Raw genomic sequence first — 19055 nt, forward strand, 5'->3', positions numbered from 1 at the left:
TTTTGGTTCTTATTCATTTATAGTACTTATTAGTTATGAGCTTATGCATCATGAATATCGATGGCTTTAAACTGAAGCGTATCACCAGCACTCAAAGCGGTTGGTGGCGTTTGGTTTAAATCAAACAAAGGCATCTCGGTCTGTCCGAGTAGTTGCCAGCCTCCAGGGGATGAGAACGGATACACACCGGTTTGCTCACCGCCGATACCGACTGAACCTGCTGGAACTTTAGTGCGCGGCGTCTCTCGTCTTGGGAAGTACAGCTTTTCTGATAATCCGCCCAGATATGGGAAGCCTGGCTGAAAACCAATAAAATAAACGGTATAAGTCGCGTCGGTATGTAGCTTGACTACCTCATCAATGGATAGACCCAAAGACTGAGCCATAGGTGCTAAGTCTGGGCCATATTTACCGCCGTAATGCACGGGTATTTCGATATGTTTGCCTTGAATACTTTTGGCTTCGGTATGCTGACTAATGTCGGCCAACTGTTTTTGCAATGCGTTTAGCTCATTAAAGCTAACCGGCTTGGTAAACACGCTGAGCGTATTCATGCCAATAATGACCTCAACCACTGTGTCAAGTTGTTCGATACGCTCGGCCAATGCCCAGCAAGTTTGCTGCTTCTCTAGCGTAATCGGTGGCTGCATATACAGTGCAAGGCTGGTTTCACTACACCATTGCCACTGCGTGCCTGCGCTATTGCTATCGGCTGTGGTCTGAACCTCCAATTTGGTATCGGGCTGAGTCTGTGACGTTTGCATGCTTGGCATCCTTAAATATTCTTCTCAATCCATTGTTCTAAATAGTGAATACTCACTTGACCTTCATTAAAGCCTTCATCCCTAAACAGGCGCTGATGCAAGGCGATATTGGTATTAATGCCTTCGATTTGAGTTTCACTCAATGCGGCCTGCATTCTTTTGATGGCATCTTTACGAGTCAGCCCGTGCACACAGATTTTGGCGACCAAGCTATCATACGATGGCGGTACGGTATAGCCAGTCTCAATGTGACTGTCGACACGCACCCCAAATCCAGCAGGCAGGTGGCAGTAGCTGATACGACCCGGTGTTGGCAAGAAGGTATAAGGGTTTTCGGCATTAATACGACATTCAAATGCATGCCCTGATAGGGTAATGTCTTCTTGTTTATAAGGCAGTGGCTGACCAGCTGAGACCAAAATTTGCGCTTGGATAATATCAATACCGGTCACAAGCTCGGTAATTGTGTGCTCTACCTGAATGCGGGTGTTCATCTCAATAAAGAAGAACTCGCCATTTTCAAATAAGAACTCAAACGTACCCGCACCCACATAATTCATAGTCTGGCAGGCTTTGACACAGGCGGCGCCAATTTGTTGACGCTGCTCCTCAGTAATACCTGGTGCAGGCGCTTCTTCAATCACCTTTTGATGACGGCGCTGCATTGAGCAATCACGCTCACCTAAGTGAATGGCATGACCGTATTTATCGGCCAATACTTGCACCTCAACATGACGCGGCTTTTCTAAATAGCGCTCCATATACACCACCGAATCACCGAAGTTGGCTTCGGCTTCACTGCGGGTCACAGAAATGGCGTTAATCAGCTCGCTTTCTTTATGCACTACGCGCATACCACGGCCACCGCCGCCACTGGCTGCTTTAATAATCACTGGATAGCCAACTTCTGCTGCCATTTTGATTACCGCATCATTGTCATGAGGTAGTGCGCCTTCAGAGCCTGGCACACAGGGCACACCCGCCTCAATCATCTGTTTTTTTGCCTCAACTTTATCGCCCATTTGGCGAATGTTTTTGGCAGTTGGCCCAATAAATATCAGGCCAGCTTGTTCAATACGCTCAGCAAAGCGTGCATTTTCTGCTAAGAAGCCGTAACCTGGGTGAATTGCCTCTGCATGTGTCATTAATGCCGCTGATAAAATAGCGTCTTGATTTAAATAGCTTTTATTGGCAGGAGTAGGACCGATGCACACGCTTTCATCAGCAAGGCGAACTGCCATAGAGTCTTTGTCCATTTCAGAGTAGACCACAACAGAGGTAATGCCCATTTTTTTGCAGGCCCGCACAATACGTAGGGCAATTTCGCCACGGTTGGCAATAAGAATCTTTTTAAACATGGTTGCTTCCTAGCATTATCATTAACAAATGGTCATTCACAAGCGCCGATGAATAAACGCATCATAAACGGAGAATAAACGAATGATGTATAGGTTTTATTAATTTAGGCAGTATGAGTCTCGAATAATTTTTGTCCAAAATCGACCACATCACCTTCACTAATCAAGATACGGTCAATCACGCAGTCGGCTTCTGCTTTAACTTCATGCATGATTTTCATCGCCTCAATCACACAAAGCGTATCGCCAGCGCTGACACTATCGCCCTCATTAACGAAGACATCCGCACTTGGCTCAGAGCGTAAGTAAAAAGTACCCATCATTGGCGCCACAATCGCATCACTTTCAACAGCGCTGCTGTTGGCTAGTTGTTCTGATACAGCTGAGTTTTGGTTTGTATTCTCATCTGCAGTATTGTTAACGCTACTGGTAGCAACATTATTAGATGAAGACGCTGCTGATATAGCTTTAGCATCAGTTGAAGTAGATGGCGCGGCTGATTGGTGTGCCACCACATGAATACGCTGCTGGCCATCAACGACTTCAAGCGATTCGATATCAGAGCGCTCGGCTAGAGCAATAATTTTTTCTACATCATCAAAATTAATATTCATGAGAGTCACTTATTTATATTCAGAGTATTGGGATAGGGGATTAATCACCCATGATTAAGACAGCTATTATTGTTGTATGCAGATTGCCTTAATGACACAGTGCGGTGGATTGGGCGCATGACACTGGCGTGATAAATAATCATAACGTAAAAAAAGTGAAAAACTAATTGTTATATACAAATCGTGCACAAAATATCATAGGCAAATTAAGCCATCTTATGATGATTGTAACTATCTTTATGAGTTATCTGAAAAACCAGATGTTTTTATGTAACGGCCATTAAATCTATTTAAGGGGTGACATTAGCGCAAATAGGTAACAAAATAGCGGCTAACATAGCTTTTTGTTGTATTCTTATTTAAAATCTAGAGATTCACAATAATACGTCCTAAGATAGGCGCCACGATTACATTTATATTATTAAATGACACAACTACTGAGGCAATTATGAGTCAAGCGACAGCAGAACAATCATCCAGTCAATTAAGCAACCTAAGCATAGATGAGCAGCTTGCTATTATCAAACGTGGCACTCATGAGATTTATTCTGAAGAAGACTTAATTGCTAAGTTGAAATTAGGCCGCCCGCTAAAAATCAAAGCCGGCTTTGATCCTACTGCACCAGATTTGCATTTAGGCCACACGGTACTGATTAATAAACTAAAACACTTTCAAGACCTAGGGCATGAGATTTATTTCTTGATTGGTGATTACACCGCCAAAATTGGCGATCCAACGGGTAAAAACGCCACCCGTCCGCCGCTAACCGACGAGCAGGTATTGGCCAATGCCAAAACCTACGCTGAACAAGTATTTAAAATCTTGGACAAAGACAAAACCAAAGTGGTGTTTAACTCACAGTGGTTTAACGACATGAGCGCCGGCGATATGATTGCGCTGGCCAGTCAGCAGACCGTATCACGTATGCTTGAGCGTGATGATTTCTCAAAACGCTATGCAGCGCAAACGCCCATCTCTATTCATGAGTTTTTGTATCCGCTAGTGCAGGGCTATGATTCAGTCGCATTAGAGGCAGATGTGGAGCTTGGCGGAACTGACCAAACTTTTAATCTATTAATGGGTCGTACATTGCAGTCTCGCTATGGTCAAGAGTCGCAAGTGTGTATCACTGTGCCTATCCTAGAAGGTTTAGACGGTGTTAATAAAATGTCTAAATCTTTAGGCAACTATGTGGCAATCTATGACGCGCCAGGCACCATGTATCAAAAAATCCTATCGATGCCAGACACGCTCATCCAGCGCTATTATGAATTCTTAAGCTTCAAGCCAATGGATGAAGTGAATGCATTAATGGCAGAGATGGAAAATGGCCGTAATCCGCAAGAGATTAAACGTATTTTGGCTGAAGAGCTGATCGAGCGCTTCCATGATGCAGAAGCGGCTGCCAATGCGCATAAATCAGCGGGTAATGTGTTGGCGGATGGTGAGTTGCCAGTAGATTTACCAGAGGTGACACTTGAGTTGCCAGAAGGTCAAGATGCCTTATTCATTACGCAAATCTTAAACCAAGCCGATCTTGCCAAAAACAACGCTGCTGCCAAAGACATGCTAAAACGCAACACGGTCAAAGTGGACGGTGAAGAAGTGAACGCGGGCTTTAGCTTAACCTCAGGTCAGACAGTGGTTATCCAAGCAGGCAAAAAAGCGTTTGCTAAAGTGACGGTGGTTTAATAGTTTAGATTTTAGTCTATTATAGGGTTGATCTTTCATAATGAAGGATCAACCCTTTTTTGTATGAGTCATTTGAGGCAACAATGAAAAAGCAGTTAGACATATTAATGAGAGTAGTCACGTTTATTTTGTCTATCTACTTTATAGCGACCGAAATTGAAAGTTGTGAAGAGGGGGACTCTGCTCTCAAAGTAAGAAAAGACGTCAAAAATATCGTAAAAGAGAGTCGACAACAATTGCCTATCAGGATTAACGGGACGGTATGGGATGGTATTGATCAAGATGACCTGACTGTCAGTTACTTTTATAAATACGATACAGAGCCCTTTAATAAGACAGAGACGCTGGTTGCACTAAATATTTTAAAGGTGCAATCAGCTAATCTAATGTGTGCTGATGCATCAACTTTAGCAGGTTACCAATATATTTATCACTTTAGAGATGTTAATGACCATGAGTTTATGAATTATGTGATTAATACCTATACTTGTAAGAAAATTACCGAAGAACAGTTCCACCTCAAAAAGTTAGAGAAAAAGGGTGAGTATCATTTTCCAGTAAGTAACAGTCTAAATTACAAATTAAGTTTAGCGGATATTGGTTTTATCGCTTCGAATTACACACCAAATATGAAAGAAGACTTGGCTTTATTTCAGAGGCAAGACATCGAGCGAAATGGTAACGTTGAGTTTCCAGAAAGTTTTCTTGAAGTAGAACCCGCCTCTCAAAAGCAAATGAAAAAAGCGATTGTTGAAGATTGATGCTTGAAATTTTGATGACATTATCTAAGACACAATTTTAAGACTTTATTTTATCTGGCTGATTCGGAATAATAGGCTGATAATAAGCTCTGGTAAATAGGATTTACAGCGGTTATATTAAAGTTAAAGCTTATAACGTTTTTGATTAGGAACTACCATGCTAAAGTCGACAACGCTATCTTACAATGGCATAACCCTTGAACCACTCACTCAAAGTCATGCAACTGATTTAGCCAAAGCCTGCCAAGATGGAAAGCTTTGGGAGAAAGTGACAACTTCTGTACCAACACCTGATGGGGTCATTGATTACATAAAACTTGCTGAATCAATGGCGGATAGAGTTGCGTTTGCCGTTATTGATGAGCAGACGGGTAAAGCAATCGGCACCACCAGCTATCATGATATTTTACCAAATGCGAAACGACTTGAAATTGGCTACACATGGTATGCAAAGTCCTATTGGCGTAGCCATGTCAATACAAGCTGTAAGCTGATGTTATTAAGTCATGCATTTGATGACCTCGCTTATCTTACTGTGGGGTGGCGAACCGATATTGAAAATATACAGTCGCAACAGGCTATTGAACGATTGGGCGCTAAAAAAGATGGCGTTGTTAGAGGTATTAGAGTGCGCCGTGATGGCACGATTACCGATACCGTGATGTACAGCATGACGATTAATGAGTGGCCACAAGCAAAAACGAAACTAGAAAATAAGCTGAAACGTTATGACCAAACATAAAACAGACACGGCGCCACAGGTTCCCCAAGGTATTTACCGTCATTACAAAGGTAACTTATATCAGGTGCTGCATACCGCGCATCATTCTGAAACCGAAGAGCCGCTTGTCGTCTACCGCTGTCTCTATGGTGAGTACGGCGTATGGATACGCCCGCTTGAGATGTTCACCGAGACTATCGAGCGTGATGGCAAACAGATGCCACGCTTTGAGCTCATTAAAGCTTTGGCCGACTAGGCTGTTTTAATGAGCGCTTATTCGTCAATCTAATTATTGGGTTGTTCAAAATTAGGATGATCCTCATACCACTGATTGTTATCTTTATTGAATAGAATAATCATCACGACGGGTGCTAAGATACTGAGCCAAATACCATAGTTGATGGGCAGGTTTAAGGTCACTGCCAAATAGCTGATGACGATAAGGATCAGTGCTAGCGAGAAAGTGCGCAGGTTAAATGTGGAGTGTTTGCACATAAATTTGCGCAGTAAAGTCAGGGTTAGCAAAAACACAGCCAACTGCGGCAAAATAGTGGCCATGACATAAGTTTCGGTGACTGGGGTAGTGGCGGCCACTGCATTATTACTTAGCGTGGCATGGGTATCCATCACCAGCTTAAGTGCGCTACTGAGCCCTGCGATAGAGATGAATATAAAGAAGTGTCCATAACCAAAAACAAGTAAGTCTCGGCGGTGGCGATGTACGCTTAGCATATGGGCGAATGGGATACTAAAGTATAACCACCACATCGAGAATAATAAGGCGACCAATCCTGATGCTGAGATAATAATTGAAGCAGCATTATGAGCAGAGTCCACCACGTAGGAGTGGATGATACCGCTGATACCGACCACCCCTTCACCCAATACGATAATGGTTAATAATCCATAGCGTTCAGCGATATGGCCGGGATGCCAGTTATTAAACTTCTCTGAGCGTGCCCATATAGGCATGAACAGCTCTAAAAATATAAACAGAAACAGCGACGGCGTTTGCAAATACTGGGGTAAAAATAGCCAAATAATCCACATGCTTTGCAAGGTAAATAAGCCCAAAATACTACGCAGTGCCACCTGTCTATGTTCCGGAATATCACGATATACCCGCCACCACTGAGTACAAGCCGCTAGGCGCATAATGGCATAGCCGGTCACCCCAATCCACATCAAGCCTTGATCAAAGAATTGATTGATATTGGCTGCGATAAGTAGCGAGCCAAACATCTGCATCATTACCGAAATACGATACGGCACATCATCTGGATCATATCCTGAGGCAAACCATGTAAAACTGGTCCATGCATTCCATAAGATAAAAAATGCCACAGTAAAGGTGATAAAGCCTGAGAGATCAAGCTCTCTTAATCGCTCATAGAAGCCACCAGCAGCTGCCGATACCGCAATTACATAAACCAAGTCAAACAGCAGCTCGAGTGTGGTTGACACACGATTAGGCTCTGAGGTGTCTCTTTCACGAATGGGCGGGATGTGAAGTAGTGACATTGATAGGCAAACTCCAGTGATGATGATTGCTATAGTCAGCGAACCACTAAACGCTTACGGTGTTAACCTCGCTAGGCTACACTTATAGTACTTGCGCTCGCTTACCTTATAACCATTTCAGACCTCTCGGACTATATTGGGCTTTTAGAATAAAGGGGCGATTGGTTGGCTAACCATTTTAAATCATTTGCTGACGACGTTATAGCCAAGATAGTAAGTAACAGGCTGAGTATAATCAGGCTAGGACATACTTGAAGTTAAAATCCATTGTTACTCAAAAGCGTACTAAAAAAGCGCCACTAAATTTAGTAGCGCTTTTTTTTATAAGCTGTCTCATTTGTCATATAAATGGCAGATTGAGACCGGCTTATTGTATCCGTCTCTAAGCGGGTCTTATTTTTTTAGACCTGCTTCGATTTGGATTTTCAGCTTAACGTCTTTCATCATGCCGCCGTCAGTGTAAGTGTTGATGCCCCACTGAGTTCTGTCAATCGTGGTTTCAAAATCGCCACCACATACTTGGGTTTTTAATAATGGGCTATCATAACAGTTGAAACTTGTGGCTTTTAAGGTAACAGGATGGGTTTGATCAAGTAGCGTCAACTCACCTTTAACTGCTGTTACTTTATTACCGTCAAATTGCCAATCTGTCGATTTAAAATAAGCGGTTGGATACTTCTCAACGTTAAAGAAGTCAGCAGATTTTAGATGCTTATTAAAAGGTTTGATACCTGTCTCTAAGCTACTAATAGGAATTGTTACGCCAACGAAACCTTTTTGGGCTGCAGGGTCATATTCAACGATACCTGATAAGCCGTAGAAGCCACCAGCGTTAGTAGAGGTACCAAAGTGATTCACAAAAAAGCGGGCATTAGCATGATGCGGATCAATCTCGTAAGTGGCTGCGTTGGCAGAAACACTTAACGTACCTAGAGCAGCTAATGTAGCAATAGTCAGGGTTTTCTTAAATAGATTCACAGTCGGTTCTCCTATTACTGACCTTAAATGGTCAAGTTTGAAAGACATCAAATGATAAAAAAATAATCACATATAATGCGCACGGGTTATTGCATATTAATTAATCGGCAATAGCCACCTATAAGCGCTACTTATATATAGCGACAACTAGTTTAACAAAGATTTAAGCAATTTTGGGTAACATAAACCCGTAAAACCAGAAAGTTTGGTTATAATTTGGTTATAAAAAGCCGTTGAGAGTAGTGCTAATTAATGACTCGGCTTAATTTTGCGACCCATAAGCGTATTGGCAACCCAAGCTGGACCAATAAGTAAGAACTGCAAATCTTCAAGGAAAGAGGGTTTTTTACCTTCTAGCTTATGACCGACGAACTGACCAATCCATGCCACCACGAATACCGCTGCCCACGCTTTAAAGCCAAGTGGTAACACACTAATAGCAGCCATGCTAATCAGCATAAAAATACCCATTGAGATAAATAGTGGGGTAGATAGACGTAGATAAAATACGGCAACCAACATGGCTAAAACGATGGTGAACCAAGCCGCCACAGACATACCCATGCCTAAGATACTGACAAAAATAGTTGGCACACATAGCCAGTGTATTTTTTTGTTAATCGGGTTTTGATGGCTAACTGCATATTCTGCAAGCCATTGATCGAGCGTACGTTTTGAAGAGCGTTTAGAAGATGACATTCCAATATCCTTATTAGTAATGAATGAACTTGTTTAATATAACGGTCATTGTTCATGATGACAATGACCATTACAGGTTCGATTAATACAATTGATAGCGCCTATTATTGCAGTATAAAGGAGGGTTGTAAATATGAGGACTGTAGCACAGTTTGTGATGTTACTGACTTACCGCATAGCCGGAGAAACCATCTGGCTCTCTAAGAGGTAGCGATAGTTGGCGATTCATGTTGATAATTTGGCATAATGTCCCCATCTTAGTCTGCCATGTGTGTGGTTTTTGCTACTATTGATTGATAATAGCGGTGTGCCACCTAAGTATTTGAAAAGGAAGTTTAACCTATGATGCGTATTGGCCTGTTTTTATTGACCAACTTAGCAGTACTGGTTGTGTTTGGTATCGTATTTGGGATTTTATCTCGTGTTTTTGGACTCGGTTCTGTGCATGGTGCAGGCGGGATAAACATGGCAAGTCTTGCCGTTATGTGTGCCGTTTATGGCATGGTCGGCTCTATTATTTCTCTGTTTTTATCTAAATGGATGGCAAAACGTTCAACCGGCACTGTGGTCATTGAGCAGCCAAGCAATCGCACTGAGCAGTGGTTGGTGGATACCGTTGTCAAGCAGGCTAAAGCGGTCAATATTGATATGCCAGAAGTGGGTATTTTCGATAATGCGCAGCCAAATGCGTTCGCCACTGGTTGGAACAAAAACAAAGCCTTGGTTGCGGTGTCTTCAGGCTTATTACATACTATGACGCCGGATGAAGTCGAAGCGGTACTGGCACATGAAATCGGTCACGTTGCTAACGGCGATATGGTGACATTGGCGCTGATTCAAGGGGTGGTTAACGCCTTTGTGATGTTCTTCGCGCGTTTAATTGGTAGCTTTGTGGACCGTGTGGTGTTCAAAAATGAGGATGGTCCGGGTATCGGTTATTTTGTGACCAGTATTGTGATGGATATCTTGCTTGGCTTCTTGGCGTCAGCGATTGTGATGTGGTTCTCACGTCAGCGTGAATTCCGTGCCGATGCGATGGGTGCTAAGTTAGCTGGCCGTAATAAGATGATTGGAGCCTTAAATGCGCTACGTCCTGCAGAAGCTCGTCCGGATCAGATGCCAGAGAATATTTGCGATTTCAACGGGTAAGCCAGAAGGGTTTAGTATTGCAAACGTCTTTCGCTCACACCCTACTTTGGATGACCGTATTGAAGCGTTGAAAAAGTTGCAATCCTAGGTTTTTTAAGTTCGAGACTTAAGCTTAATAAGAAAATACCGCGATAGCAGCTATCGCGGTATTTTCTTATCTAAGTCTGTGTTTATTGTCTAAGAATACACTTAATTGACTATGGTATCGCGTTCATGACGGTGCCATTCATACAAGCCGATACAAGCATTGATTTGGTAAACCATGGTCTGAATCGCAAAGATATAGTTGCCAGTCATTAGGTTAATGGTTAGCCACACAAAGTTGCTTAAAATCCAAATCCACCAGTTAAATGAATAACGCAAAATCATGGTGACCTGTGCGGTAATACCCAGCACAAACGCAAAAACGTTTAACCAATAGAAGTTAATCACACCAAACAATTTACGATTATCCTCATCAAATAACGTCGTGTAGCCTTGCGCCGCTAAGATATTATTGACCGTAGGGAATAGCATCAGGCCGATGGCAATAAAAATAAAAGTGATAATCCACACCGCTTTGGTAGCAGACTTGGGCACCATATTGCCTTCAGTATCGGTGTTCTTTGACCAATAAAACAGACCATAAGCATGGGTGAAAAAGTTGAACATCGGTGCCATCATTAGGCCGACTGCACCGGATGTGGCTTGAACCACACTTTCGCCAGCGGTAGCAACCATACCCAGTCCATTGCCCATAATGGCTTTTCGGAAAGAGAGCGAAACCACACATACTAGGCCAACCAAGGACACACATAAGTAAAACCAATCTAGCGGTAAGTGATCGGTGGTTTTCCAAAATCCTGTGCCCAGTGCGGTAACGCCGAATACAAACCAAATGACAAACCACTGCTTTGCCCATTTGCCGGTAATATTATCTAGTAACTTGATTCTCATGTGTGTCCTTAAGGAGTTTGATTGAATCTGTTAGATTAAGTGAATTAAATACAGGTCGCGCTTTCTAAAAGGAGACTATTTTATTGATTAAAGATGTGTCTATCAATATAAGCAATCGCATCTTGATAACGTTCGAAGTAATCTGGGCTAGTAATAGGGTATGTTTTGATATTATGACGATTAAAAATATCCGTTAGTCGGGCCTCAAAACGGTCGCGGGCATTGTCTGTGCCTAAGGAGCGCATACCGTCATCTACCCACGGCGTGTTATTTTTCAAAAATAAGGTATGATCAAAGCGAAACTCATCGATACAAGCAGTCACAAACGGATGGGTTCGACCTTCATATTCTTCACAAAACGCTTGAGTGGTGACAAAGTCAGTATCTATAATCGTTACTGGAGATTTGGCTTGATAAACAGCTTCGCGTACTGCATGGGCATGGTCTAAAGCAATGGGCGCATAATCACTATATTGCAGACCAACTTCAGTACCGCCTAAGTCGGTTCCCACATATAAACGTCCCATCTCCAAAGCAATATCAGCTCCATAATAGTTGGCAATTTTGTGAACCAACGTTGTTTTACCAGAGCTCTCACCACCAACGATGGCAACCGTACGCGTATAGTCACCGCGCGCTTCAGGATGAATAATATCCCAATTAGCGATAGGGCTATAATGAATGACAACACTGTCAAATTCTGGGTGTAGCGGGGTGGTAACGACCTTAGTATTTAGCGTCGAGGTCACTGCCTCTTTTGACAACGGATGACCTTCGGTGACCAGCAACACATTATCTTCATCAATCTGGAATTTATCTTTGATATAGTCAATTTTGGCGTTATACGCATCAATATTGATAGTAATGTCTTCAATATTGTCATGCACCGGGAACGAGAAGTCATCTAGAATATGGATTTTAATAAAGGGCAAATCGCTACACGCCATTTGTAACCAGCGTGCTTTATCTTGAAGAGTAACTGGGAAAGCGGGATTAGGGTTCGGGTGACGGGTAATGACAATATGTAATACCTCAACCATACCTGATGCCTGCAAGATACTGCGAATATGGCCCAGATGTAACGGCTCAAAATGACCAATCATTAATCCTGATTTTTGCATCGACAATCTCACTTGTTAATACTCAAAAAATAGTTACGCTAGCAAAGCCTTATATAGTCGTACAGGCCCTATATGCGTTATAGTTAGATAAGCGGCAATAAGCCTACATAAAACAAAAAGTTATATTGTGTAAAAAATATCGAGACTGGCTAATATTAAGTAAGACTTGACCGTTACAATGTTACAAAGTCCTTGTAAAGTGCAAACAGCATTTTTAAAAATAATCGATATAATAACTATTAATAGGTAAGCTGTTAAGGTATTGAGTGGTTAGATGCTTTATAGCTCTTATATAGTACTTATTATTTGATAAATTCAGCATGTAACGAATAATAACACTTAACCCCTCCTTCATACATACTCGATAATTGGGCTTATCGGCCATGATAGCCTTAAATGTTGTTTGATTTAAAGCGTATTTGAGTATCATGTCTTGACCCCTCATTTTTTGCAAGGGAGAACCACTATGGAAAGACTGAGTAAATTACATCGTTCACGTAATCATCGTATGATTGCTGGTGTGATGGGCGGCGTTGCCGAATATTTTGGTTGGTCGCCTAATTTGACCCGTATCTTGTTTGTGGTGATTTCTTCAGCCAGCGCGGCCGTGCCCGGCATTCTGATTTATCTAATTCTTTGGTTAATTATGCCAAATGCGACCGCAGAATCGTACAGATAACTGCATTTGCGAAAATAACAGCATATTTGAAAAATCAAAAGGCTGACTGATTATAAGCTGATGGTCAGTATGCAAAAGTAGCAGATAACAATAATGACAGACCCATATCGCTTTCCTCCTGCCTAGATGGATAACCATCTAGGTATTTTTTTGTCTAAATTTGTCCCAAATGGGCTCTCAATATAGATAAAATAACGATTTTTTAGTAAGGTGAGGGTATAAAATTTATCACCTCAAAAAACGGACAATAAACGCCTATTCTAAGCGGTTGCCGTCCTAACCAAACAATTAACCAATACATGGCGACATTATGACTTTTCAAGAACTCATTTTAACTTTGCAAACCTATTGGGCAGAAAAAGGGTGTGTAGTATTACAGCCTTACGATATGGAGGTAGGGGCAGGTACCTTTCACACAGCGACTTTCTTGCGCTCATTAGGGCCTGAGATTTGGAATGCCGCTTACGTGCAGCCATCACGCCGTCCAACCGATGGCCGTTATGGTGATAACCCAAACCGTTTGCAGCATTATTATCAATTCCAAGTTGTGATGAAGCCAAATCCGCCGAATATCCAAGAGCTGTATTTGGGTTCTCTAGAGGCGATTGGTATCGATACCTTGATTCACGATGTACGCTTTGTCGAAGACAACTGGGAGTCGCCAACACTAGGCGCTTGGGGTCTGGGTTGGGAAGTTTGGTTAAACGGTATGGAGGTGACTCAGTTTACCTACTTCCAGCAGGTTGGTGGTCTAGAGTGTTTTCCAGTGACCGGTGAAATCACCTATGGTCTTGAGCGTTTGGCGATGTATATCCAAGGCGTAGACAGCGTTTATGATCTGGTTTGGACAGATGGTCAATTTGGTAAAGTCACTTACGGCGATGTGTTCCATCAAAATGAAGTGGAGCAGTCGACCTATAACTTTGAGCACGCTGATGTGCCTAAGATGTTTGAGCTGTTTGATTTTTACGAGCAGCAGGCAGATAAATTGGTTGAAGCCGGCTTACCGCTACCTGCCTATGAGATGGTGCTAAAAGCGTCGCATACCTTTAACTTATTAGATGCGCGCGGTGCGATTTCGGTGACTGAACGTCAGCGCTTTATCTTAAGAGTGCGTACATTAGCTCGTAAAGTTGCCCAAGGTTACGTACAAGCACGTGCGAAACTTGGCTTCCCACTTGCTGCTGAGGAGCACCGTGAGGTTGCATTGAAGAAGTATCTGCCACAAGATAAAGATGATGCCGATACCGATGACAGCAAAGGCAAGAAAAAAGACAAAAACAAGAATAAATAACGTCGATGTCGCAGCGTCTTGCATTAAGAGCAGCTGCGATTAAAAACAGACCCCTCTTAAATAAGCAGAGACCCTCATGAGTACAATTTTATTTGAATTAGGTAGTGAAGAGCTACCACCAAAGAGCTTAAAGCCACTACGTGATTCACTGCAGGCCAGTGTTGAAAGCCAGCTAAAAGAAGCCGATATCAGCTATGATAGTCTAAAAGCGTTTGCAGCACCGCGTCGCCTAGCGATTCAAATCGAAGGCATCAGCGATAAGCAGCCAGACCGTACCGAACAAAAGCGTGGGCCAGCGGTAAAAGCGGCTTATGATGCCGATGGTAATCCAACACGTGCGGCCGAAGGCTTTGCTAAAGGCTTAGGTATTGATGTCAGTGAATTGACGACTATCGAAACAGACAAAGGCGATTACATTGGCTATGAATTAAAGATTCAAGGTCAAGCAACAACTGAGCTGTTACCTGCCATTTTCCAAACGGCATTAGATAACTTGCCAATTGCTAAGCGTATGCGCTCGGGTGCCAGTCGTGAAGAGTTTGTGCGCCCTGTCAAATGGTTGGTCTTTATGAAGGATGACAAGGTTATCCCAGCAACGATTCAAGGGTTAACAACCGGTGTGAAGACGAATAAAGGCATTGAGACCGGTAATATAACCTTAGGTCATAGATTTCATGCTGGCGATGCACTCATTCCCCATGCCAAAGAGTATGAGCGTGTACTTGAGAAAGTAAAAGTCATCGCAGATTTTGATCGCCGTCAGCAGCTAATCGTAGATCAAGTACAAACCCTAGCGGATGAAGTCGATTCCACGGCTATTGTCCCGCAAGATTTGCTCGATGAAGTGACGGCATTAGTCGACTTGCCTGTTGCGCTACGTGCCAGCTTTGAAGAGCGCTTTTTACAAGTGCCGCAAGAGGCGCTTATTAGCACTATGCAAGCGGATCAAAAGTATTTTTGTCTGACGGACAGTGAGGGTAAGTTAAGACCGTATTTTATCTTTATCAGTAATATTGAATCGAAAGACCCAAGCCAAGTGATTAGTGGTAATGAAAAAGTAGTACGTCCGCGTTTGGCAGATGCCGAGTTTTTCTTCTTGCAAGATCAAAAGCAGCCACTTATTGAAATGGCAGAGAGCCTAAAAAATCGTGTTTTCCAAGACAAATTAGGCACCATTTGGGAGAAGTCTGAGCGTATCGCTAAATTGGCAGCCTTTATTGCAGCAACGATTAAAGAGCAAAATATTGAAGGCTACTCAGACATCGATGTCGAGCAAACCACGCGTGCGGCAATGCTATCGAAAGCAGATTTGACCAGTACCTTGGTTGGTGAGTTCCCAGAACTGCAAGGTATTGCCGGTACATACTATGCACGTCTCAATGGTGAGCCTGAAGCGATTGCTGCCGCTATTGAAGAGCAGTATTTACCGAAGTTTAGTGGTGATAAATTACCACAAACAGCGGTTGGTATTTGCTTAGCATTGGCAGATCGTTTAGACACGCTAGTAGGCATCTTTGGTATTGACCAAGCGCCTACCGGTTCAAAAGATCCGTTTAGCTTACGTCGCTCAGCCATTGGTGTGCTGCGTATTTTAATTGAGAAGCAGTTGCCTATTAATTTGGTTCGTCTCGTTGAACAAGCCATCTTAAATTACCAAGGCAAATTGCCAAAAGCGGGCGAGACCTTAACGCAAGTGGTCGACTTTATTAACTCGCGTTACCGTGCAATGTATACAGAGCAGGGCGTAAGCGTTGATACTATCCAAGCAGTAGCGGCAATTAACCCGCATATGCCGCTTGATTTTGATCAGCGCATCCGTGCCGTTAATGAGTTCCGCAGCTTACCACAAGCAGCGACACTGGCTGAAATCAACAAGCGTGTGGCCAACATCCTAGCCAAGTCTGAAGGCGAAGTCAGCGATACAGTTAATGAATCACTGCTAACGGAAGAAGCCGAAAAGACCTTGTATCAAGCATTCAGTAAGGCCAAGACCGAAGTAACGCCTTTGCAAGCCGAAGCGAATTATACGCAAATCCTACAGTCACTGGCCACATTAGAAGCGCCGCTAACGGGTTTCTTCGATAATGTAATGGTGAACAGTGACGATGAAGCGCTTAAAGCCAATCGTTTGACCTTGCTTAAGCAAGTGCGTGAATTGTTCTTGACCGTTGCCGATGTGGGTGAATTACAGATTTAAGAATTTACTAGACCAGTTTTAGGAATTTACTAGACCAGTTTTTGGGATTCACTAGACAAATTATCTGCGACAGTCTTTAAATAGTGAGCAGGTGTTGATAACACATCGTTTAATAACGGCAGGATAGAGTATGCGAAGAAAACTGGGTTGGGCGCTGATTATTTTAGGCATCGCTGCTATTATGGGTGGGCTGTTGCTGTTCTTTAACTTAAAGAATAGGGGAGCCACAGCGAGTACTGTTTCACTTCAGTTAGCATTACCAAAAACTGAAGTGTTGCAGCAATTAGAGAGTCCGATTGGTTCCATAAGCGTTACGACAATTATGAGGGGCTAAAGCTCAATCTTTAGCTACTTTTAGCTACTGGCCTAGCTTAATCGCTATAGCTTGTCTAATTGGACAGTCAGCCGTCTTACTCTTATTCTAAAAAGCCTGCGCCAGTGCGTGGGCTTTTTGCTGCTTGCAATAAGGCATGTTTCGCCCCATTAAGGCTATTATAGTCATAGCCAGACTAAAGAGTTACGGTGTTAACCTCGCTCAGCCTACTACAGTAGTACTTGCACTCGGTTGCCTTGTACCTTTTTTAGCTGGCTTCGACTGTATAAGCTTTTATATTTACTATTATTTTAAATGGGTAACCTATGGTTAAAGAGTCTACATCACCGAATGTTGATGATAAACAAGCCCGTCTGAAGCATTTAATCAAGCGCATGCCCAATTTGCCTGGCGTGTATAAAATGCTGGGTAAAAACGGCGATATCCTATATGTGGGTAAAGCCAAATCCCTAAAAAATCGGGTGACTAGCTACTTTGCTAAAACCATCGATCATCCCAAAACTCGGGCATTAGTCTCGCGTATTCATAATATCGAAACCATTATTACGCGCAGTGAAACTGAGGCATTGCTACTTGAGCAGAACCTCATTAAGGAGTATCGTCCGCCTTATAATGTGCTGCTGCGTGACGATAAATCGTATTTGTATGTGTTTATCTCAGCCGATCAGCCGTATCCAAGACTCGCGTATGGACGCGGTAAAGGCAAACATCAAAAGGGTAAGTTTTTTGGACCTTTCCCTTCTGCTCATGCGGCAAAAGAGAATTTGGTGTTGATGCAAAAGATGTTTCAAATGCGCCAATGTACCAATACCTTTTTTCGTCAGCGTAAACGTCCGTGCCTTGAATATCAGATTAAGCGCTGCCGTGCACCTTGTGTTGGACTGGTGTCACCAGAGGATTATGCGACCGATGTGCAAAATACCATCCGCTTTCTAAAGGGTGATTCAGGAGAGATTCATGATGCCTTGATTACTAAGATGGAAGGAGCAGCAGAGGATTTAAACTTTGAAAAAGCTGCCTTTTATCGTGATCAGTTATCCATGCTGCGTGAGGTTCAGTCTCGCCAAGCAGTCTATACTGTGCAAGGTGAGGCTGATGTCATCTCGATTGCCAGTCAGGCCGGCATGACCTGTGTCAACGTATTGACCGTGCGTGGCGGGCGTGTGTTGGGTGGTAAAAACTACTTCCCAGATGTCGACAGCACCGCACCACTCAATGACAATCTATCGGCGTTTATCACCTCGTTTTATTTCCAAGTGACCGATGATTTGCCCGGTGAGATTATTATTAGCCATGAGTTGCCTGACCAAGCAGCCCTACAAGAGGCACTGAGCACTCATTTTGAAACTAAAACTGTCATTAAGACCAACGTACGTGAACACCGTGCAGAATGGCTCGATTTGGCCAAGCTTAATGCCAATAATGCACTGAAAACTAAGCTTGGTGATTATCTCGAGTTACATTCCCGATTTAATGCGCTGAAAGAGACGTTAGAACCGGTTACCACCGCCAATATTGATCGTATCGAGTGTTTTGATATTTCGCATACTATGGGCGAGGCGACGATTGCCAGCTGCGTGGTGTTTGACCAAGGCGGTGCTCGCAAACGTGATTATCGTCAATATGCGATTCACGGCGTAAAAGATGGCGATGATTATGCAGCGATGGCGCAGGCACTAACGCGACGTTATAAAAAGCATCCTCCACCAGATATCCTCATTGTGGATGGCGGTAAAGGTCAGCTAAATATGGCAATAGAGGTGTTGACTGAGCTGGGTATCTTAAACGAGACGCTGCTTATTGGGGTGGCCAAAGGTGAGGGGCGTAAAGCAGGACTAGAGGTGTTGCATTTCCTTGACCACGAGCCACTAGACTTACCGATGGATTCTAAAGCGCTGCACTTGATTATGAATATTCGTGACGAGGCGCACCGTTTCGCCATTACTGCACACCGTAAAAAGCGTGATAAGCGTCGTTCCTCTTCGGTCTTAGAAGCGATTCCGGGACTGGGCGAGAAGCGTCGCCGTGATTTACTCAATCACTTTGGTGGGTTGCAGCAGCTATTGGGTGCATCACAGCAAGAGCTTGAGGGCGTCAATGGTATTGGTAAAGTAATGGCCAATACCATCTATAAGGTACTGCATGAATAGTGATGGCTGTGCTTGATAAGTAATCGATGTCTCGTCCTAAAAAAGGTCGGATAGAAATCTATCCGACCTTTTTTGTTCATGTCTTA

17 protein-coding genes and 1 pseudogene are annotated in these 19055 nt (G+C 43.1%); 10 read left to right on the plus strand and 8 right to left on the minus strand.

The features are described 5' to 3' along the window. Positions 1–41: 41 nt before the first annotated feature. The 3 genes from pxpB to AC2SLM_RS04885 form a co-directional block, all read right to left on the minus strand. The gene (gene pxpB, locus AC2SLM_RS04875; RefSeq protein WP_486552382.1) at positions 42–764 is read right to left on the minus strand and encodes a 5-oxoprolinase subunit PxpB; all 723 of its coding nucleotides are present in this window, start codon (positions 762–764) and stop codon (positions 42–44) included. Positions 765–775: 11 nt separating this feature from the next. Then, positions 776–2122, minus strand: coding sequence for an acetyl-CoA carboxylase biotin carboxylase subunit (accC, locus tag AC2SLM_RS04880; RefSeq protein ID WP_486552384.1), 1347 nt, complete (start codon positions 2120–2122; stop codon positions 776–778). 104 nt (positions 2123–2226) lie between these two features. Beyond that, on the minus strand, positions 2227–2736 hold the full coding sequence (locus tag AC2SLM_RS04885; RefSeq protein WP_486552386.1) for an acetyl-CoA carboxylase biotin carboxyl carrier protein: 510 nt from the start codon (positions 2734–2736) through the stop codon (positions 2227–2229). Between the two features lie 448 nt (positions 2737–3184). On the opposite strand from AC2SLM_RS04885, the gene tyrS reads away from it, so the two are divergent. From tyrS to AC2SLM_RS04905, 4 genes are all read left to right on the plus strand, one after another. Beyond that, the gene (gene tyrS, locus AC2SLM_RS04890; RefSeq protein ID WP_486552388.1) at positions 3185–4429 is read left to right on the plus strand and encodes a tyrosine--tRNA ligase; all 1245 of its coding nucleotides are present in this window, start codon (positions 3185–3187) and stop codon (positions 4427–4429) included. An 83-nt stretch (positions 4430–4512) separates the two neighbouring features. Beyond that, positions 4513–5190, plus strand: coding sequence for a hypothetical protein (locus tag AC2SLM_RS04895; RefSeq protein WP_486552389.1), 678 nt, complete (start codon positions 4513–4515; stop codon positions 5188–5190). A gap of 157 nt (positions 5191–5347) precedes the next feature. Then, the gene (locus tag AC2SLM_RS04900; protein WP_486552391.1) at positions 5348–5932 is read left to right on the plus strand and encodes a GNAT family N-acetyltransferase; all 585 of its coding nucleotides are present in this window, start codon (positions 5348–5350) and stop codon (positions 5930–5932) included. Continuing rightward, positions 5919–6167 carry a DUF1653 domain-containing protein gene (locus tag AC2SLM_RS04905; protein WP_486552393.1) on the plus strand — a complete coding sequence of 83 codons (249 nt, stop codon included), beginning with the start codon at positions 5919–5921 and terminating at the stop codon, positions 6165–6167. The genes AC2SLM_RS04900 and AC2SLM_RS04905 overlap by 14 nt, the downstream gene beginning before the upstream one ends. 29 nt (positions 6168–6196) lie before the next feature. Here the strand turns inward: AC2SLM_RS04905 and AC2SLM_RS04910 are convergent, their stop codons facing one another. The 3 genes from AC2SLM_RS04910 to AC2SLM_RS04920 form a co-directional block, all read right to left on the minus strand. Next, the gene (locus tag AC2SLM_RS04910; RefSeq protein WP_486552395.1) at positions 6197–7432 is read right to left on the minus strand and encodes a low temperature requirement protein A; all 1236 of its coding nucleotides are present in this window, start codon (positions 7430–7432) and stop codon (positions 6197–6199) included. Between the two features lie 393 nt (positions 7433–7825). Further along, positions 7826–8410 carry a YceI family protein gene (locus AC2SLM_RS04915; RefSeq protein ID WP_486540165.1) on the minus strand — a complete coding sequence of 195 codons (585 nt, stop codon included), beginning with the start codon at positions 8408–8410 and terminating at the stop codon, positions 7826–7828. 249 nt (positions 8411–8659) lie between these two features. Next, positions 8660–9109 (minus strand): Mpo1 family 2-hydroxy fatty acid dioxygenase, encoded by a 450-nt coding sequence (locus AC2SLM_RS04920; protein WP_486540167.1) that lies wholly within the window; start codon positions 9107–9109, stop codon positions 8660–8662. Between the two features lie 342 nt (positions 9110–9451). Here AC2SLM_RS04920 and htpX point away from each other — a divergent pair. Next, a pseudogene (htpX, locus tag AC2SLM_RS04925) lies at positions 9452–10346 on the plus strand (protease HtpX). A 101-nt stretch (positions 10347–10447) separates the two neighbouring features. Here the strand turns inward: htpX and pnuC are convergent. Together pnuC and nadR are read right to left on the minus strand one after the other, a co-directional pair. Further along, positions 10448–11194 carry a nicotinamide riboside transporter PnuC gene (gene pnuC, locus AC2SLM_RS04930; protein ID WP_486540171.1) on the minus strand — a complete coding sequence of 249 codons (747 nt, stop codon included), beginning with the start codon at positions 11192–11194 and terminating at the stop codon, positions 10448–10450. An 80-nt stretch (positions 11195–11274) separates the two neighbouring features. Continuing rightward, positions 11275–12315, minus strand: coding sequence for a multifunctional transcriptional regulator/nicotinamide-nucleotide adenylyltransferase/ribosylnicotinamide kinase NadR (nadR, locus tag AC2SLM_RS04935; protein ID WP_486552397.1), 1041 nt, complete (start codon positions 12313–12315; stop codon positions 11275–11277). Between the two features lie 466 nt (positions 12316–12781). On the opposite strand from nadR, the gene AC2SLM_RS04940 reads away from it, so the two are divergent. The 5 genes from AC2SLM_RS04940 to uvrC all read left to right on the plus strand — a co-directional run bounded on the left by AC2SLM_RS04940 (position 12782) and on the right by uvrC (position 18969). After that, entirely contained in the window at positions 12782–12994 is a 213-nt protein-coding gene (locus AC2SLM_RS04940) for a PspC domain-containing protein (protein WP_486540175.1), read from the plus strand. Positions 12995–13304: 310 nt separating this feature from the next. Continuing rightward, positions 13305–14288: a glycine--tRNA ligase subunit alpha gene (glyQ, locus tag AC2SLM_RS04945; protein WP_486540177.1), complete on the plus strand. Its 984-nt coding sequence runs from the start codon at positions 13305–13307 to the stop codon at positions 14286–14288. 76 nt (positions 14289–14364) lie between these two features. Next, positions 14365–16485 carry a glycine--tRNA ligase subunit beta gene (glyS, locus tag AC2SLM_RS04950; RefSeq protein ID WP_486552399.1) on the plus strand — a complete coding sequence of 707 codons (2121 nt, stop codon included), beginning with the start codon at positions 14365–14367 and terminating at the stop codon, positions 16483–16485. Between the two features lie 130 nt (positions 16486–16615). Beyond that, positions 16616–16819, plus strand: coding sequence for a hypothetical protein (locus AC2SLM_RS04955; protein WP_486552401.1), 204 nt, complete (start codon positions 16616–16618; stop codon positions 16817–16819). Between the two features lie 305 nt (positions 16820–17124). Beyond that, positions 17125–18969 carry an excinuclease ABC subunit UvrC gene (gene uvrC / locus AC2SLM_RS04960; protein WP_486552403.1) on the plus strand — a complete coding sequence of 615 codons (1845 nt, stop codon included), beginning with the start codon at positions 17125–17127 and terminating at the stop codon, positions 18967–18969. Positions 18970–19055 lie beyond the last annotated feature (86 nt).

This window comes from Psychrobacter sp. CX16, from assembly GCF_057396245.1.

Coding starts and splice junctions, on each gene's coding strand:
- pxpB (WP_486552382.1), bottom strand. CDS start 764: ATGCAAACGTCACAGACTCAGCCCGATACCAAATTGGAGGTTCAGACC.
- accC (WP_486552384.1), bottom strand. CDS start 2,122: ATGTTTAAAAAGATTCTTATTGCCAACCGTGGCGAAATTGCCCTACGT.
- AC2SLM_RS04885 (WP_486552386.1), bottom strand. CDS start 2,736: ATGAATATTAATTTTGATGATGTAGAAAAAATTATTGCTCTAGCCGAG.
- tyrS (WP_486552388.1), top strand. CDS start 3,185: ATGAGTCAAGCGACAGCAGAACAATCATCCAGTCAATTAAGCAACCTA.
- AC2SLM_RS04895 (WP_486552389.1), top strand. CDS start 4,513: ATGAAAAAGCAGTTAGACATATTAATGAGAGTAGTCACGTTTATTTTG.
- AC2SLM_RS04900 (WP_486552391.1), top strand. CDS start 5,348: ATGCTAAAGTCGACAACGCTATCTTACAATGGCATAACCCTTGAACCA.
- AC2SLM_RS04905 (WP_486552393.1), top strand. CDS start 5,919: ATGACCAAACATAAAACAGACACGGCGCCACAGGTTCCCCAAGGTATT.
- AC2SLM_RS04910 (WP_486552395.1), bottom strand. CDS start 7,432: ATGTCACTACTTCACATCCCGCCCATTCGTGAAAGAGACACCTCAGAG.
- AC2SLM_RS04920 (WP_486540167.1), bottom strand. CDS start 9,109: ATGTCATCTTCTAAACGCTCTTCAAAACGTACGCTCGATCAATGGCTT.
- pnuC (WP_486540171.1), bottom strand. CDS start 11,194: ATGAGAATCAAGTTACTAGATAATATTACCGGCAAATGGGCAAAGCAG.
- nadR (WP_486552397.1), bottom strand. CDS start 12,315: ATGCAAAAATCAGGATTAATGATTGGTCATTTTGAGCCGTTACATCTG.
- AC2SLM_RS04940 (WP_486540175.1), top strand. CDS start 12,782: ATGGAAAGACTGAGTAAATTACATCGTTCACGTAATCATCGTATGATT.
- glyQ (WP_486540177.1), top strand. CDS start 13,305: ATGACTTTTCAAGAACTCATTTTAACTTTGCAAACCTATTGGGCAGAA.
- glyS (WP_486552399.1), top strand. CDS start 14,365: ATGAGTACAATTTTATTTGAATTAGGTAGTGAAGAGCTACCACCAAAG.
- AC2SLM_RS04955 (WP_486552401.1), top strand. CDS start 16,616: ATGCGAAGAAAACTGGGTTGGGCGCTGATTATTTTAGGCATCGCTGCT.
- uvrC (WP_486552403.1), top strand. CDS start 17,125: ATGGTTAAAGAGTCTACATCACCGAATGTTGATGATAAACAAGCCCGT.